At 43.6% G+C, this 17,091-nt stretch carries 16 protein-coding genes and 1 tRNA gene; 8 read left to right on the top strand and 9 right to left on the bottom strand.

Features of this window, described 5'->3' with window-relative positions; all coding sequences use genetic code 11:
* Positions 1–666, bottom strand: a complete 666-nt coding sequence (locus tag NYR53_RS25675; RefSeq protein ID WP_261301948.1) for a tetratricopeptide repeat protein — start codon at positions 664–666, stop codon at positions 1–3.
* Positions 667–854: 188 nt separating this feature from the next.
* On the opposite strand from NYR53_RS25675, the gene NYR53_RS25680 reads away from it, so the two are divergent.
* Positions 855–1,115 carry a hypothetical protein gene (locus NYR53_RS25680; protein ID WP_261301949.1) on the top strand — a complete coding sequence of 87 codons (261 nt, stop codon included), beginning with the start codon at positions 855–857 and terminating at the stop codon, positions 1,113–1,115.
* An 11-nt stretch (positions 1,116–1,126) separates the two neighbouring features.
* On the opposite strand, the gene NYR53_RS25685 is transcribed toward NYR53_RS25680, so the two are convergent.
* The 4 genes from NYR53_RS25685 to NYR53_RS25700 form a co-directional block, all read right to left on the bottom strand.
* Positions 1,127–1,528 (bottom strand): hypothetical protein, encoded by a 402-nt coding sequence (locus NYR53_RS25685; RefSeq protein WP_261301950.1) that lies wholly within the window; start codon positions 1,526–1,528, stop codon positions 1,127–1,129.
* Between the two features lie 60 nt (positions 1,529–1,588).
* Complete coding sequence (locus tag NYR53_RS25690) at positions 1,589–3,415, bottom strand: SgrR family transcriptional regulator (protein ID WP_261301951.1); 1,827 nt, start codon at positions 3,413–3,415, stop codon at positions 1,589–1,591.
* 241 nt (positions 3,416–3,656) lie between these two features.
* Entirely contained in the window at positions 3,657–4,172 is a 516-nt protein-coding gene (locus tag NYR53_RS25695) for a VanZ family protein (protein WP_261301952.1), read from the bottom strand.
* 16 nt (positions 4,173–4,188) lie between these two features.
* Positions 4,189–4,476 carry a cytochrome c oxidase VIIc family protein gene (locus tag NYR53_RS25700; protein WP_261301953.1) on the bottom strand — a complete coding sequence of 96 codons (288 nt, stop codon included), beginning with the start codon at positions 4,474–4,476 and terminating at the stop codon, positions 4,189–4,191.
* Between the two features lie 211 nt (positions 4,477–4,687).
* Between NYR53_RS25700 and NYR53_RS25705 the strand changes: the two genes are divergently transcribed.
* From NYR53_RS25705 to NYR53_RS25710, 3 genes are all read left to right on the top strand, one after another.
* Positions 4,688–4,760 (top strand) — tRNA-Ala (locus NYR53_RS25705).
* Positions 4,761–5,733: 973 nt separating this feature from the next.
* Positions 5,734–6,213 (top strand): CBO0543 family protein, encoded by a 480-nt coding sequence (locus NYR53_RS34545; protein WP_367618582.1) that lies wholly within the window; start codon positions 5,734–5,736, stop codon positions 6,211–6,213.
* Positions 6,214–6,715: 502 nt separating this feature from the next.
* Positions 6,716–7,624: a DMT family transporter gene (locus tag NYR53_RS25710; RefSeq protein ID WP_261301954.1), complete on the top strand. Its 909-nt coding sequence runs from the start codon at positions 6,716–6,718 to the stop codon at positions 7,622–7,624.
* Here the strand turns inward: NYR53_RS25710 and NYR53_RS25715 are convergent.
* Together NYR53_RS25715 and NYR53_RS25720 are read right to left on the bottom strand one after the other, a co-directional pair.
* Positions 7,614–7,751 carry a hypothetical protein gene (locus tag NYR53_RS25715; protein WP_261301955.1) on the bottom strand — a complete coding sequence of 46 codons (138 nt, stop codon included), beginning with the start codon at positions 7,749–7,751 and terminating at the stop codon, positions 7,614–7,616. The genes NYR53_RS25710 and NYR53_RS25715 overlap by 11 nt on opposite strands.
* Before the next feature lie 164 nt (positions 7,752–7,915).
* Positions 7,916–8,794: a LysR family transcriptional regulator gene (locus NYR53_RS25720; RefSeq protein ID WP_261301956.1), complete on the bottom strand. Its 879-nt coding sequence runs from the start codon at positions 8,792–8,794 to the stop codon at positions 7,916–7,918.
* 141 nt (positions 8,795–8,935) lie between these two features.
* On the opposite strand from NYR53_RS25720, the gene NYR53_RS25725 reads away from it, so the two are divergent.
* Both NYR53_RS25725 and NYR53_RS25730 read left to right on the top strand, forming a co-directional pair.
* On the top strand, positions 8,936–10,933 hold the full coding sequence (locus NYR53_RS25725) for a YhgE/Pip domain-containing protein (RefSeq protein WP_261301957.1): 1,998 nt from the start codon (positions 8,936–8,938) through the stop codon (positions 10,931–10,933).
* 84 nt (positions 10,934–11,017) lie between these two features.
* On the top strand, positions 11,018–11,431 hold the full coding sequence (locus NYR53_RS25730; RefSeq protein WP_261301958.1) for a VOC family protein: 414 nt from the start codon (positions 11,018–11,020) through the stop codon (positions 11,429–11,431).
* A gap of 74 nt (positions 11,432–11,505) precedes the next feature.
* On the opposite strand, the gene NYR53_RS25735 is transcribed toward NYR53_RS25730, so the two are convergent.
* Positions 11,506–12,378 (bottom strand): carbohydrate ABC transporter permease, encoded by an 873-nt coding sequence (locus NYR53_RS25735; protein ID WP_261301959.1) that lies wholly within the window; start codon positions 12,376–12,378, stop codon positions 11,506–11,508.
* A gap of 88 nt (positions 12,379–12,466) precedes the next feature.
* Complete coding sequence (locus NYR53_RS25740) at positions 12,467–13,417, bottom strand: ABC transporter permease (protein WP_437180073.1); 951 nt, start codon at positions 13,415–13,417, stop codon at positions 12,467–12,469.
* Between the two features lie 146 nt (positions 13,418–13,563).
* Between NYR53_RS25740 and NYR53_RS25745 the strand changes: the two genes are divergently transcribed.
* Both NYR53_RS25745 and NYR53_RS25750 read left to right on the top strand, forming a co-directional pair.
* A complete protein-coding gene (locus tag NYR53_RS25745) occupies positions 13,564–15,378 on the top strand; it encodes a sensor histidine kinase (protein WP_261301960.1) in 1,815 nt (604 codons plus the stop codon).
* A gap of 1 nt (position 15,379) precedes the next feature.
* Positions 15,380–16,987 (top strand): response regulator transcription factor, encoded by a 1,608-nt coding sequence (locus NYR53_RS25750; protein WP_261301961.1) that lies wholly within the window; start codon positions 15,380–15,382, stop codon positions 16,985–16,987.
* Positions 16,988–17,091: the final 104 nt, after the last annotated feature.

Genomic DNA, 17,091 nt, shown 5'->3' on the forward strand with positions numbered 1-17,091 from the left:
TCATTTAAAGCGGGCTAATAGCGCCCACCGCCGCTGCTGTCTGCGGCTGTAACGCGGCAAGCCGCGGTGAATATCCAGCGCTTCGCGATAAGCGTACTTGGCGTCTTCTGCGCGGCCGAGCTGTTGATATAACTGGCCAAGGCGGTAGTAAGCTTCAACCGACGAAGAATGCAGGTCTCGGAATTGCTCGATGAATTGCGCCGCTCTCTCTGGGGAAGATGGAGCCAACGCTTCACCAAGTCGTAAATAAGCTTCACCAAATTTGACTCGCGGGTTTAACTCTACCGCTTTGAGCATAAAGCTTTCCCCTTTGATGAGATTCCCAAGTTTAAGGTGGCAAAGACCAATTTCATAGTGGACGTCTGCGGATTCTTCCATAATAGGCAGAGTTTGTTCCAAGTAGGGAAGCGCTTCTCTGAACTTTTTGCGATCGATTAGAATCCTGGCCAACTCCAATTTAGCTGACGTATTATGCGGATTAGCGTGCAAGTCACTTCGCAATCTAGTTGCTCTGCGGCTTAACTGAAATGGCTTGAAAATGTTTGGTGTTAACCCGACAAATCTTCTGTCCAGCACATACAGAATGACTAATAAAATAAGAAGAGCAAGAAACGGATTGCCAACGAGACGCCATAATAAACCAAATGCAAGTAATTTGGTAAGCACGATAAACCCTCCTTTCAACTTCCTTATCCTACCATAATCTTCCTAGTTTGGTCATCCCTATTCAAAGAAAAAGCACCCAGCCTTCAGCCAAGTGCTTCCCACTATTTCTTATTTATTTGAAAGATGGATCACTCATTCGAGATTTTTTTGAAGCAGTGCTATAATGAAAAGAAAAAGGGAGTTTATCCATGAGCGATCCACGTAAAGAAATTTGGAACAAAAGAAAACAACTGGGAAGATCCAAGTATTTAATTCTGTTCGGCCTGCTCCCTTGGGGCATCGGACTCACGTTATTGTTTAGTGTCATCGAATATCTTAGTTTTCATGAGCTCAGATGGGTTTGGCTGCCGATTCGTCTTCTCGTCTTCGTCTTCATTGGTTTCTTCGTGGCTAACGCACGCTGGCACGCTATGGAAAGCCGCTACGAACCATATACTAGACGACCTTAACGGTCGTTTTTTTAATGTAAAAAGGTCTGATCCTCCACATCGTCTACATGAAAAAGCGAAGCTGTGTGCGTGCGACGAAAATGCTCTTCCAGCTCTTTACGAATCGAACCAAACGACAGGATCTCTTCTATGAACGCCTCGCGCTCGCCCCACTCCTTATCAAGCCCGTTGTTATTGAACAATTCCCCAGAAACATCTTTAAGCGCCTCATGTAAATTGTTATCATACCAGTCGATTTCATTCGATGCGTCTTTGCGATACACATGTCTCATGTCAAAATCGTTATCTTTCATGGCAGCGAATTCAGCTAGTAAAATCCCTTGTATCCCTTCAGCTTTTACCTCAACATCGGCGCACCGAACATCATTACGTTCCGTGAAGCGAACAATTTTCGCCTGTTTTATTTTCCTCATGTCCTACCCTCCTAATGTTACCTATCATAAAGAAGAGTATTTCCAGTTTTATAGGATTTATCAAACGCTTGGAGTGAACCATATTTTTCGAAAATCCACCCAACCCAAATCGTTAATACTTACTCCCTTAATCGAATCATGATACGTGGTTTGCTGAGAACGATGAAGCACAAAGAGAAACGATTTCTCCTCCTGCAGCACTTCAATCAACTCATTTAACCTGCAAATGCGCGCTTCTCGATTTGGATTTCCTAGAATTTTGTCAATTTCTGTATCAACCCAAGCTATTCGTTCATGGTCTAAATGGGCACGGACATAGCTGTTGCTTTGCTTAAGCGTCTGAATAATATGAAGATCATATTCACTTTCCATACAAATGTGATAAAAAATGAGATCCGCTTCCTGGATCGTATCCAGCCTCATCATATCAGACTTACTCCGGGGCGTTAGTTCAATCCTGATTCCCGCTATTGCGCACTGCTTACAGATCCACAACGCATCTTCGTTGTTGTTACTATAAATGTACATGTGAAGGGGCTCACCGTTATACCCCATTTCATCAAGAAGGCGCTTAGCCGTGGCGAAATCAGTACGATAACCGGAGGCAGCCCCTTTGCGATCCAACGTCGGTAAAAAACTGCTGGCAGGTGCTTCTCTGAAGCCTCCAAGCTCCTCAATCATTCGATCACGATCCATAATCAGGTCAATTGCTTTGCGGAATCGAGTATCCTGCTGTGGTCCTTTTTTATTCTGATTAAAAGTAAGCAGGCTGCAGCCGAGAATCGACTGCTCAATCTGGTGCCATTCCGTATCTTTACCGACAGCACCAACAGGTTTACGGGAATTCGTATGGTCGCAAAGCACTTGCACCATATCCCAACTAGGACCAACCTCCGATAAATCCTGCGGCAAAAGCCAAATTTCCACTTGATCCAGATGTGGCCTAACTCCAAAATAACCATCGAAAGCTCGAAGTTTACAGATATAATCATCATTTCGTTCAAGCCTGAATGGTCCTGTCCCAATGGGCATACGTCCGAAGATTCCCTCGTTATCCCGACAAATATCCTCTGGCAGGATAGCCATCGAGGAATGCGATAACTGCTGCAAAAAGAGCACATTCGGCTGCATCAACTCGATAGCAATCGCATTTCGATTTAGTACCGTCATATTCTCAATACTTTCGCTCATCCAACCTTGACATGCCGAAAGGCCAAGCTCCTTCAATCTCGAAAATGTGTAAAAAACATCATGCGCCGTCATCTCTCTGCCATGATGAAACAGCACGCCTTTTCGCAAATAGAACGTGTAATGCAAGCCATCCTCGCTAACTTCCCAATAATGCGCCAAATGGGGCTCAAAGATCGTTGTTTGCGGATTGTACACAATCAGGGTGTCAAAGATTTGATTAATGAGATGACCGTCGAATGCATAAAAAGAGTGCGCCGGATCCAAAGTCACCAACCATTTATAGACCGGAAACCGCAGTGTGTCCTTATAACGCTCCTCAAGTTCGACTGCACGATAACCAAAAAAACTGAACAACCAATCGATGAAAGAGTCCTGCAGCCCCTCTCCCTTACCCAATTGGTGAATCAGTTCAATCGTCCCTTTATAATCGCCACGGCCCGCCAGCTCCATCGCCTGCTTTGAAATCATATCTTCCGAGGAAACAAGAAACGTTAGTTCGGAGACATTACCTCTTCCTCTCCCAGGCTTCCAGGATACCCAGCCTTGCTCCATCATTTTTTTAAGCAAAATCTTGACATTTCGCGTTGTACAATACAATCTATCTGCCAATTCATCTAACGTTATAGGTTGCGGTTCATGTTCTACCCCATGTTCAAAACTAGCTCGAAGCTCCAAGAAATGGGTCAAAAGCTGCATTCTCAACATCCTTTCCATAAAAGGGGAAATCGTTAAAGAGAATTATACTCTTTTTGTTCCCCTTATTCTAGATGTAAACTAGACCTAACAAGAAAAGAAAGGAAGGTGAACCGTATGCAACCTACAGATCTATACGTATCCGAGAAGCTGATGCAATGGCAACAGCAACATTTGGAAAACGAAGCTCGCGAGCATTGGAAATGGAAATCGATTAAAAAAAGAAAAGTCTACATGCTTCTAACTAACTTATTCTTCTTCGTTTAATCCTAGTTCTCACCCAAAGAACAACTAGAACGAGGAGAATAGCCAGAAGTATACCCATGGCATCGACCGCAACATCAATCCCATGACCCGTTCGATCCTTTACAAAAGTTTGATGCCATTCATCGGAAGCCGCATAAAGTAACGAAATGATGGAGGAGGTGAGCAGCGCTATGAAGACTTTTACAAGCTTAGAGAGCAGAGCTAAGGACCAAAGCAGGGCAAGGATAGCGTACTCGCTAACATGCCCTGCTTTTCTTATGAAAAACTCGATGGCACCGATAGGATCTTGCCACGAGATCATTTGGTGGTCATAGGAGAACTCCCATTGAGGGAATATATTCATCAGTTGAACACCTGCAAGCTTGGATTCCAACAATGGCCTCAAGCTCTGTTGTTGATACGATTCTGCCGACTTTAAAAAAATAAACGCCATCCATAGGACGGCAGCAGTCAAGAAGAAATAGTAATAAAATTTTGAAGATGTTCTAGACATAACTAGTTCCTTCCCCTTAAGAATTCAATTTTTTACGAATGCTGAATAAAGCAAAAAATTCAATAACCATCAAATTTACTGCAGATACCCCATAAAAGGCCATCCCAAACATCATGCGGAACGGATCAACTGTCACCGATTTCCACCAAAACGCAGCTGCCAACGTCATTACTATATTCAAAGCTGTTGTTATCCAGAAAGAGAATCCTAATCGATTCGTTTTCCGCATTAACCACACACCAATGACAAACGGAATTACAAAAGCTGCACCTAAGAAAACCCAATACAACACCGCATTCGACACTCTCCGTCACTCCTACACAATCAACTAGTTTATTCTAATAGGTTAGCATGAATAAGCGGCTGAAAACAACGTTTGCCGCCGTTTGCAACAGAAACGTCAAATGGCTAGGCATGGAAGAAATGCTATAGGAAAATTCTCCGACGTATGGCTTGCTTGAGCTGAATATTTCATGTATAATACGATAAGTCGACATTCATTGAGCGACACTTTCGGGGCCTTAGCTCAGCTGGGAGAGCGCATCGCTGGCAGCGATGAGGTCAGGGGTTCGATCCCCCTAGGCTCCATAGAAATAAACGGACATCCACTTGGGTGTCCGTTTTATTTTGGAGCCTTGGGGAGAGAACCCCGAAAGGTTCGCCCGAGCGGACGGAACGGATGATTAAGCTTCAAAGCTAATCTTCAAGTGCAGGAGCACGGCGTCTGAATCTACCGCTAAATTCGTCTTCGTCGAGTCTTCTTCGTCAGCCATTTAAATCAAGATTCATACATCCCCCTAGGCTCCATAATAATAAAGGTGGTACCTTCGGGTATCACCTTTTTTTATTATGGAGTTGGGGGTGAGAACCCCTTAGGGTTCGCCTGCGCGGACGGAACGGATGATTAAGCTTCAAAGCTAATCTTCAAGTGCAGAAGCACGGCGTCTGAATCTCCCCCTCTTTTAGAAGACATTTCTGACAAATTCGATTGGCCCTCTGGTCAATCTTGATATAATCGGACAAATCGTTTCTTTGAAATCGTTCAAAAAGCCCAATTCGATATAGTCAAGCATCCAGTTATTACATTATTACATAGGTTGGTGTATCAAAGATCTGGAGGAGATTACTCAATGAGTTACAACCAAGGTCATTATGTTAATCCGCATCATCCGCATCATCCGCATCATCCGCATCATCCGCATCATCCGCACCATCCGCATCATCCACACCATCCATATCACCCATATCACCCTCATCATCACTACTATCATCCACATATGCATCATCATCCAGTGATCATTTATCCTATTCCATATCCGCATCATCCACATCACTATCCACATCACTATCCAATGCCTTATCATGGTATGACCGGCCAACAAGGTGGGCACAGAGAAGAACAAACTAATAAATAAATTTCTAACAGAGTCGGGCGAATTTGTCGTGCGGCTCTGTTCTACTTCTTTATCTAATAGCGAAATATCGCATACTTCTCAATAAAAGATTAAAATTCTTCACTTTTGACGATAATTCAAGTATTAAAATAACGGGACTGATAATTATGGATAGGGTCATTCTTTACTCCGTTTGGATCGTTACGGCTGTTCTTCTGCTGATATTCATTAAACGGAAAAATTCGATCAAAGCACAGGTAAGTTTTTTATTCATGCAAATTCCCAGTTGGTTATTTGGTGCTTGGGTTATCCAAAAAGGATTAATCGAATACCCGGTTGGATTTCTAAAAATGGTTTACAAATCTAGTTTTACTTTTGAATTTTTCGTCTTCCCTGCCGTAAGTGCCATTTTTAATGTTCATTTCCCTAAAGACAGATCATGGTTTGTTCAATTCATTTACATCCTAAGTTTTCCAGCGGTAATTACTATAATTGAAGTCAATCTTGAAAAGTATACTCAACTGATTAAATATTTAAATTGGGCCTGGTATTGGAGTTTCATAACCATAACCTTCACTCTGTTACTTTCATATGGTTACTATCTGTGGTTTTTCAAAAAAATAAAGAAAATATATGGACAACCATAAATATAAAAAAATTCCTATTCAACCTCTAACCAATTGTGATAGATTGATTTTATAACCAGTTGGAGGTATATCATTTTGAATCCTGTCACCGAGAATCTTGTTATGAAACATCAAACCTATTTGTCCGATAACCCCAACGAATTAGAGAATTTTAGCTCGATCTATGATCACATGCTATTTTACTTTACCAGAATTCTAGGTATTGATGAGGAGCAAGCTTTGCAGTGTATCCTTGATCTCAAAGCTGATATATCTTGTGATCTTATTCCGTACATAGTTAAAAGCGAAATAATTTGAAAACGGTTTAACCACTGGTTAAATTGGATCCTAGTTACGAGCTATTACCATCCAATCCGACAATCCAACAATCCGTACCCTCTAAGGTTGCGGATTTTTTTGTTTGTTCACATCTCACATTTATGCACAACTTCCAATATAAGTAATTTGATTACGTATGATAATATTCAGAGTTTCAAATCAAAAAAGGAGAATACTAGACATCATGAAAGAACTATCACGCTCTAAAACAATTGGTCTTATTACATTTTTAGTTGTTGTATGGGGGATTTCTTGGCCCATTTACAAAATTGCTTTGGCTTACACACCACCGCTATTGTTCGCAGGGATGCGCACACTTGTAGGTGGTTTTCTATTGGCTAGCCTATATGTCCCTAAGTGGAAACAAATTCGTTGGAGAGAAAATTGGCAGATCTATGTGCTTTCTTCTATCTTCAACTTCATTCTATTTTATGCCTTGCAAACAGTCGGCCTATTGTACATGCCTTCAGGATTATTCTCAGTTATCGTTTATCTTCAGCCTGTGCTTGTAGGAATTTTTGCATGGGTTTGGTTGGGAGAAGCGATGAACGCAATCAAAATAATGGGATTAATTATTGGGTTTCTTGGTGTGGCGGCGGTTAGCGCAGGAGGATTATCAGGCCATATCGCAATCCTAGGTATTATTCTGGCACTCCTAACTTCACTGGCTTGGTCGATAGGTACGGTTTATGTTAAAAAAGTGAGCCCCCGCGTTGATTCCATCTGGCTTGTGGCTTTTCAATGTATAATTGGTGGAATTATCCTAACAGCGTTAGGGTCCAGTAAAGAGAAATGGTCAGACATTACGTGGAACGCTCCCTATCTCTTCGGACTTATTTTCGGGATCATTTTAGGAATAGCAGCTTCTTGGGTTGTCTATTTTATGCTTGTTAATGCCGGGGATGCCAGTAAGGTAGCCTCTTACACATTTCTCGTCCCTCTGATCTCGGTTCTTAGCGGGACATTGTTGAAGTATTGTCATCGCTACAGTTCTTTTTCATCTATTCGGGTATATCGGATTGCTGTCTGGCAATGTCGCTCTGACCTGGATATCCATTATATGTATTGGTATCGCTGTAGGATCAAGCATTAGCTTGGCGCTTGCTTTCTTTGGACTTCGCACGCAAAATGCTAATCAAGCTGCCGAATTGTCTGGGATGGCTCAGTCCATTGGGTTTCTTCTGGCCGCTATTGGACCGATTTTGTTCGGCTACCTGCATGATTTAACAAATGTCTGGTCCATTCCACTGTTGATCATGGTGGCAGCTTTCTTTGCTTTTACTCTTTGTAGGTTTGGGTGCCGGTCGCAATGCTTATCTGAGCTCAAGCGGTCAAAGCAAGGCGCGTAAAAATAGGTCTGTCCGCAATCCATGAATGACTAAGATCATAGCTTAGCGAAATAGTCCACGATAAACTGCTGAAACCGCTCAGCAGCTTGTGAAAGATAACGACTTTTTGACCAAGCCATTCCGATTGTTCGGTGACAGGCAGGATTCGTGATCCGAAGCCGTATAGGTGAAGGAATAGATGCATCCGGTAGGGACAAGGCAGGCACGAAGGCAACGCCCAACCCTTTGCGTACCAAGCTGCCGATAATATTCGGTTCATCCCCTTCGAAAGCAATATTAGGCGTGAAGCCAGCCTCCCGGCAAAATGCATCCGTCAGGTTCCGAAAGCCGTACCCCTCGTTCATACTAATAAATGGCTCATCCTTTACTTCAGAAAGAGAGATCGCATCGCGCCCCGCTAACCGATGTTCAGGCGGGACTAACAGGAAGATTTCCTCCGTCATGAGCGGTTTCCATTCGATGTCGGATCCTTCGATCGGAATTGAAGAAATGCACAAGTCGATTTCCCCGTTTTCCAGCAGGCGCCTCATGGAGGAAGTCGATTCAATAAACTGCCTAAGCCTTACATTTGGATATTGCGTTAGAAAAGCTCCAAGCAGTTCCGGCAATATTCGGGGAATCGTCACGGCCAACGTGACCGTTCCTTCATGCAGCCCTGCTAAATCATGGAGTTCCCTTCTCCCCTCGTTCAATTCCATGAATGCACGTTCGACCCTAGCAAGAAAAGCTTGGCCGAACGGATTCAAGCGGATTTGACGGCCTTTGCGGTCAAATAAAGGCACGCCCAAATCTTTTTCCAGACGAGCAATCGTCTTGCTTAAGGAAGGTTGGGCGATTTGAAGTTCTTCCGCCGCTTTTGTCATGTGCTCTAAGCGGGCAACGGTTTGAAAATAGTGTAGCTGTATAAACTCCAATGCGTATCATTCCCTCACACTAATAGCCTTAAAGCTATTATTTTATAATCAATTATGTATTATACTTTATCATTTGGAGTAGCTACAATAAAGGATGTGAGTTCAATAAAAACCAACTTATAAGGAAGTGAAGATAGGATTATGAAGAGTATTCAACTCATCCTAAGGGATTGGAAAGCTCTGCTTCAGCATAAGCACGGACGAATTGCACTCGGCTTTTTGGTTCTGGTTCCCCTAATCTATGCCGGATTATTTTTAGCTGGGTACTGGAATCCCTATGGCAGACTGACTGAATTACCTGTCGCTATTGTGAATATGGACCAAGGATCTATGCTCGACAACAAGCCCATCCACGCGGGTGACGATTTTGTTGCCGAGCTTCAAAAAAACAAAGAGCTAGACTTTCATTTCGTTACCTCAGTTGAAGCCGAAGACGGCTTAAAAGACGGACGATATTATATGACGATCATGGTGCCTGAAAATTTCTCCAAAGAAGTCGGGACACTCATGGATGAACATCCGAAGCCGGCACAGTTGATTTATAGAACGAATGCCGGAACCAACTACGTTGCTTCCCAAGTCGGCTCTTCGGCCGTCAAGGAGATGAAGGCAAAAATCGACGCGAGCATAACCAAATCTTATGCTGACGGCGTATTCTCTAATATGCAGGAGCTGGCAAAAGGTATTAGCGACGCTGGCAACGGCGCAAAATCCTTAAATCAAGGCACATCCCAGGCCAAAGATGGGTTCTCCCAGCTGACGGATGGCATTCGCCAAATATCCGGAGGTGCCTTGCAGTTACAAGAGCACAGCAGCCAACTAACTGAAACCGAACAACAGCTGCAGCATGGAGTCCAGAGCATTGCTGAAGGAACTGCCACTATGGCTGATCATATGAAACGGCTTGCTGATAGCCATCAGTCGATCGAATTAGGCTCGTCTCAGGTCTCTCAAGGCTTGAAAGAGTGGTCGGACGGCAGCAAACAAGCCGCTCAGGGACAAGCTCAAGCTGCACAGGACGCTAAAAGTCTGAACATGGCATTGACTGACTATGTCAGCGCACATCCTGATGCTGCTAATGATGACAAGCTACAAAGCCTAGTGAAAACATCCGAAGGATTGACATCAAACTTAGAACGAATGTCCGCAGCTTTGTCCAAGCTTGCGGATAGCTCCCAAAAGTTAAGTGATGGACAAGTCCAAACGAATGAAGGTATTCAAACCTTCGGCAACAAGCTGAAGCTGGCTGCTGACGGAGTTACTCAATTATCCGATGGCGCAGCGAAGCTTCAGATGGGCTTTGTGAAATGGGGCAACGGTTTTGAACAATTTGCCGGAGGAGTTCATACACTCGCGAACGGCGGTCAACGGCTAGATACAGGTGCAAATGAACTGATGAACGGACTCATTCAGTTGACAGACGGTTCCGGAGAACTATCGAGCAAACTAAATGATGCCGCACTGAAAACATCAGGAATTCATACGGATGATGCCAGGTCATCGATGTTTGCCGAACCTGTTCAACTTGTCGAATCGAAGTTGACGAACGTACCTAATTACGGCAGCGGCATTGCTCCGTATTTCCTTTGCCTAGCCTTCTTCGTCGGTGGCATCATGGCGGCCAATATCCTTCCTCTTGGTCGTCGGCAGGAACCTGATATTGCTGGAAGCACGCACTTTACCAATAAACTTGGCCTATTCTATACAATCGGTTTAATCCAAACGGCTATTGTGGATACAATCGTTCTTCTTGGGTTCAAATTGCAGGTTACCAGTATTCCGCTGTTCGTTTTATTTACCTTGTTAGTATCCTTTACGTTCCTGACGATTATTCTCATGCTCGTAAACGTATTTGGTCTGGTCGGTAAATTCGCAGCGGTGACCTTGTTAATTCTGCAGCTTGCCACATGCGGCGGAACGTTTCCAACGGAACTGAGCTCGCCAGTTATGAAAGCGATCGGTCAATGCTTGCCGATGACGTATGCTCTCCACGGGCTTCAACATGTCATTACGCTGGGTGGCAACAAACAAATCGGGCATTATGCCTTGATTATGCTTGGGTACTTGTTCATCGCAGCATTGATGGGTTTGGCAGCAACGATGATCCAACATGGTAAGCTGGGTAACGCGGCCCATTAATTACAGATGTTACATCATTTTTTATGCTAAAATTAACCATAAGTACTCAGTAAAAGCCACTACGAATAATAAGGAGAAATGATGATGACAAAAGAATTTTGGCTCAATCTGCCGGTAAAAGACCTCAAGAAATCAAAAGAGTTTTTCACCGCGCTTGGATTTTCGTTTCATCCGCGACATCAAAATAGCCATGATGCCGCTGGCTTACTAATCGGAAATAGCAATGTTATCGTGATGCTTTTTCCGGAGTCCAGCTTCAAAAGTTTTACGAAAAATGAGATTGCAGATACCAAGCTAGGCACCGAAGTATTGCTTTCCTTTGATGCCGAGAGCAAAGAAGAAGTAGATGAAATGTTAGAGAAAGCGGTTAAGGCAGGCGGCACAATCTATGGTGAACCCCATGACCAGGGCTGGATGTACGGCGCCGGATTTACTGATTTGGATGGCCATCGGTGGAATGTGTTATACATGGATATGAGTAAGATGCCGAAGGAGTAAGAACGTAAGTATATGAAGAACACTGTAGCCATGTAGGTTACAGTGTTCTTCTTTTTACATCCTAAACCAACAAGTCATTCCTTGACGGCACCGATAGAGATCCCTTTTACAAAGAAACGTTGCAGGAAAACGTAGACCATCAATACAGGCAGCGCGCCGATAAATATCTGTGATGCGCGAATCGTTCGTTGCGATTGATTGGCAACTGCAGACAGATCAATCTTCGACATATCCGCTTGAACTATGATGGTTTGCATGAAACTTGCAAGCGGAAGATGCTCAGCATCTTTCATGTAGATTAAGCCGTCAAAATAAGCGTTCCAATGTCCAACCATCGTGAACAATGCAATTGTCGCTATGGCCGGTAATGAGATCGGCAAGTAAATCATGAAGAAGGTTCGGAAATGACCGGCTCCGTCAATAAAGGCAGCTTCCTCAAGATCTTTAGGAACGTTGCGGAAGAAATTAAGAAGTAGAATGAGGTTATAGACTGTTACCATTCCTGGCAGGATAAGCGCCATCATCGTGTTCATCAAACCGAGCTTATAAATAAGGATATAGTTTGGAATCAGGCCCCCGTTGAACAGCATGGTTATGACTAAATACCAGAGATAGCCAGTGCGAGCGCGAAAGACACGGACATCTTTGGAGAGTGCGTAAGCTGCAATTGCGTTAACGAACATCCCAAGCGCCGTTCCAAGGATAGTCCGTTTGATGGATACCCCAAGTGATGTAAGAAACTGGGCATTGTTAAACGTTTTTTCGTAGGCTTCAAGTGTAAAACCGATCGGCCAAAACGTAACCATCCCGGCGTTGGCAGGGGCATTTGAGCTAAAAGACACCATCAGTAAGTGGTACAACGGCAGTAGGCAAAGAATAGAGATTATGATCAATAACACATTGTTAAACACAGAAAATATGCGATATGATAACGTTTTGTGGTACATATGTTGTCCTCCTTAGAGTTTTCGCTAGAAAACTGGCCTCGTAAGCGTTACTGAGTTTTCGTAGAAAACTGGCTTCTTAAGCATTCACTTAGAAAATTCGATATCCAGCGAATCTATAAGCAAGACGATAGGATATGATGATTAAAATTAAGCTGATAAATGATTTAAATAGACCAACTGCCGTAGCGAAGCTGAATTGTCCACTAAGAAGACCTTCCCGGTACACAAACGTATCGATAATATCCCCCTGCTGATAGATCAAAGGACTGTACAAGTTAAACACTTGGTCGAAGTTCGCATTCAGTACATTGCCCAGAGCCAAAGTTGCAACTACGATTGCAATCGGTATAAGTGATGGTATGGTAATATGCATCGCTTGCTTGAAGCGGCTAGCTCCGTCAACTTCTGCTGCTTCGTACAGCGCTGGATTAATGGCCGTAAGCGCTGCTAGGAAGAAAATTGTATTGAACCCAAATTCTTTCCAGACATCACTGAAAATAATGGTAAATCGGAACCAACTACCGTCGCCTAGAAAGAAAATTGGCTTAATGCCGAACACATTGGAAAGGAACTGGTTGACAAGCCCAGTCTGAGCGAGCATATCAATCAGAATTCCTGCGAGTGTGACCCATGATAGAAAGTGGGGAAAGTAGACAAGTGTTTGGATGGACCTTTTGAGTCCCATGTTCCTTACTTCATTCAATAACAAGGCGAAAATAAATGGAATGATTAAGTTCAACACGATTTTGGTACAAGCAAAGAACAGGGTATTCCACGTAATTTTCAAAAAATAATCATTCTCAAACATATAACGAAAATGCTTCAAGCCAACCCACGGGGAGCCGGTTATTCCCAAACCTGATTTATAATCCTGAAACGCCATAACGATCCCCGACATTGGAAGATAAGAAAAAATGAAAACCAATAGGATAGCAGGCAGCACCATGAGATGAAGCATCCATGGTTGTTTGTAGCTGCTTTTCCTTTTCACGCTTTCGGTGGCCTTGTGGGTCACTTGATGTACCGTCTTTGCGTCCATAGCTCTCTACCCCGTTCCATAAAAACTCATTTGTGTATTTTGAGAAACCCTGATATATATAGTATCAACAAACGCTAACCTTAAACTATAAGACAATGTTAGGATGGATAGGGTTTTGTTAGGGATATCTTCTGGGGGGATCGGTTATGGAGCTGCAAAGAAGTCTTGAGTTTGTCAAAAGAAGGGTCGGTTCCAGATTTAGTCTGTTTGCCAAAATGAACGGTCTTATTATCATTTTGTTCATCCCGATCATTATCGTATTTACATATTCCAATCGAATCGCATTCGATGTTATAGGCAAGGAGCTGCAGGTATCTAATATCAAACAGCTCTCTTTTCTATCCAGCCAAATTGACTCGAGGATCAATCAGATGATGGACTTTGTCATGACCTTTTCGAAAGATCCGAATGTTCAGAAATTCAATGGATTAAACATCTGGGAAGATCGCTATGATCGGATGCAGACTAGATATGTGGTTCAGGAGAAGATGGTGCTGCAGTCCGGCATTATGAACATATGGCCAGTTAAATACACGGTGTATTCCCAACAGAACAAAGAAGCCATTACTAATGCCATCAAAACGTCCGAGTATGATGAGAATTATTTGAAAAGGAATATGACCGGAAAATGGACTTATGGGGATGGCGAAAGCCTGCCTCAAGGTGAACCGAAGGCCTTTTACTGGTTCTATACGGATTCTTTCGGCCAACAGGATACGCTCAGTGGAAGTAATTTGGTGGTTGAAGCCAGCTTTGGTCATGAAAATATTCAAAATATGCTGGACACTTATAAGGCAGGCGGTCAAGGAGATCCTTTCTTTTACCACAAGGGAGAGGCTCCAATCCTGAATCGCAGCGCGTCCACACAGCTATTAAGTGACCTCATCCACTATTTGGATGGGCAATCTTTGGAAGATACCATGCAGAATGTCGTGAGATTAGAAAATAAAAATTATTTGGTAAGTAGCGTGAAGTCTCCTCAATTGGACTGGCATCTAGTTGACATTGTTCCACTGGATCAAATCTTGGGACCAATTTCGTTCAGCCGCAATCTATTTTATTTATCGATGGTCCTACTTTTTGTGGTCGGTATTTCTTCCTCCGTGCTGCTTTACCGGAACGTTCAGCGTCCGATTAGAAAACTGATTCGCGGATTACAGAGCGTGCAGCGTGGGGATTTCTCGGTAAGGATCATCACCGCTGCGCACAATGAGTTTTCTTTTCTGTTTCACCGATTTAATGATATGTCTCAGCAAATTCAAGGTTTAATTGAAAACGTGCTCAATGAGAAACTACGGGCCAGGGATGCGACTTTGAAGCAATTGCAGGCTCAAATTAATCCGCATTTTCTTTATAACTGCCTAGGCTACATTGTTAACATGGCCCAGATGAAGAACGAAGAAGCTGTCGTATCCATGGCGTATAATCTGAGCGCATACTACCGTTACACGACCCGAATGGAGCGGGAAACGGCTAGTCTGGACGAAGAAATTCGACTGATCGTCAACTATCTCGACATTCAGAAGCTGCGTAACGGCAGAATTGATTATCATATCGATATACCCGAAGAACTGCTAAACCTACAAGTTCCGCGCTTGCTGCTGCAGCCGATTGTGGAAAATGCAGTCATCCATGGAGTTGGGAAATCGTATTCATCGGGTGAAATTCGAATCAGCGGCGAGATGTCAAACGGCTATTGCAGGATTTATATCGATGACGACGGTCCTGGGTTGACGGAGGATCAGCAAAAAGCGTTAAATCATAAAATGCGGGAGCCCTTACAAGAGAAAATGGGCTGCGGACTTTGGAATACCAACCAGCGGATCATTCACCAATTTGGTGATAATTCTTATCTCTATTTCACGAAATCGCTTCTAGGAGGATTTCGAACAGAGATTATTTGGGAAATAACCTCTGGAGAGGAACATCGCCATCATCCCTTCATACAAGGAGACACGTAACATGCAAATGATCATAGTAGACGATGAAGCTCATTGGGTAGACAACCTATCCATGCACAAACCTTGGCATACGCTCGGCATCGAACAGGTTCATAAAGCTTATTCTGCGCATGAGGCGCTTCAAATCCTCGAGACGCACCCTATCGATATTGTCATATCCGATGTGCTCATGCCCGAAATGACCGGCATAGAGCTGATCGAGCAAATTCGCATGTTTGATAAAAAAATAAAATGCATTATTTTATCCGGTCATTCCGACTTTGAGTTTACGAAAGAGGCCGTTCGGCACCAGGCGGTGGATTATCTGCTTAAACCGCCGACCGACAACGAATTGTTTGACGCAGTCAAGGCTGCGATCGATCAATTGAATACGGAATGGGAAAGCATTAGCTCCTATGAACGCACCCAATACACCCTTCGGGAAAACTTACCGCTTCTTCGTGGCCAATTGCTTCTTGATGCCTTTCGAGGTCATCGCATGTCCTCCGACGAATGGAGTCGGAAGCTGGAGAATTACGGATTACCGTTCCGTTATGGGGACTGTGCCCTCCTGCTCGTCCGAATGGAGGAAGAGTTCGGGCAATATAAAAACAATGGGCAGCAGTTGATGGAATATGCCATCATCAATATGGCCGAAGAGATTATCGGAGAATTTACAGAGGTCTGGGGAGTTAAGGAAGAGCATGGGTATCTTGCCTTCCTGCTTCAGCTCAAGGAAGATCATTCTGACGTTGGGAAAGAAACGATTTTAGAAAAGCTTGCCATGCAGCTTCAGTATAAAGTGAAACAGTTCTTGAAAGGATCTCTGTCCATCGTGATTACGGAGTGGTTCCAATTTCCGAACCAGTTATCAGACCATTATAGGCAGGCCTCGGGCTATTTCCGGCAAATCGTAGGGGATGAACGGGAGTTCGTCATGAGCGTTGGTGATTATGAGCAAAACGTTTCGAAGGGAACCTTGGACGCTATCCATATGCCTCCGACATTGATAAACCTGCTCGAGGTCGGGCGTTGGGATGCGGCGGAAGATAAACTAGGGACCGTGTTCGCTGAACTTGATGAGAGATGGTCCGAATCCTGGGAGCACTGTATGGAAGCTGGATTTTCAATCGCTTCTTCCTTCACGCATATTGCGCATCGGAACGGCTACTCATTGGCCAACTTAATAGGACCAGAGATTGAATCCTTGCAGAGCGGAGAGGCCTTCTCTTCCATTAGCAAACTTAGAAAGTGGTCTCTGGGTGTGCTTGGCAAGCTAAAAGAGAATGCATCGAATGAAATCAAAGATATACGATCCACGTATGTGAAAAAAGTTCAGGATTTTGCGGAGAAAAACCTTCATCTTGATGTTTCGCTGCGCGCTCTTGCAGACCACGTAAATTTGCACCCGACACATTTATCCAAAATTTATAAGATTGAAACCGGTGAAGGAATAAGTGATTATATGTCCTCTCTCCGAATGGAGCGCGCTTGTCATTTGCTAAAGACAACCGACAAAAAGGTGTATCAAATCAGCATGGAAGTCGGTTATTTGGATCCGGCTTACTTTATCAAAGTGTTTAAACGCCAGTTCGGTGTAACACCACAAGAATTTAGAGACGGCATTTAATTGCCTAACAAAGTCTTACGGAAACTAAAATAATCATATAGATACCTTCCCCAATAAGTTGGTAGAGTTAGCATGTAGTAATCTTACACCGTAGGGGGAAAACA

Source organism: Paenibacillus andongensis (genome assembly GCF_025369935.1).
In the GTDB taxonomy this organism is placed as follows: Bacteria; Bacillota; Bacilli; order Paenibacillales; family NBRC-103111; genus Paenibacillus_E; species Paenibacillus_E andongensis.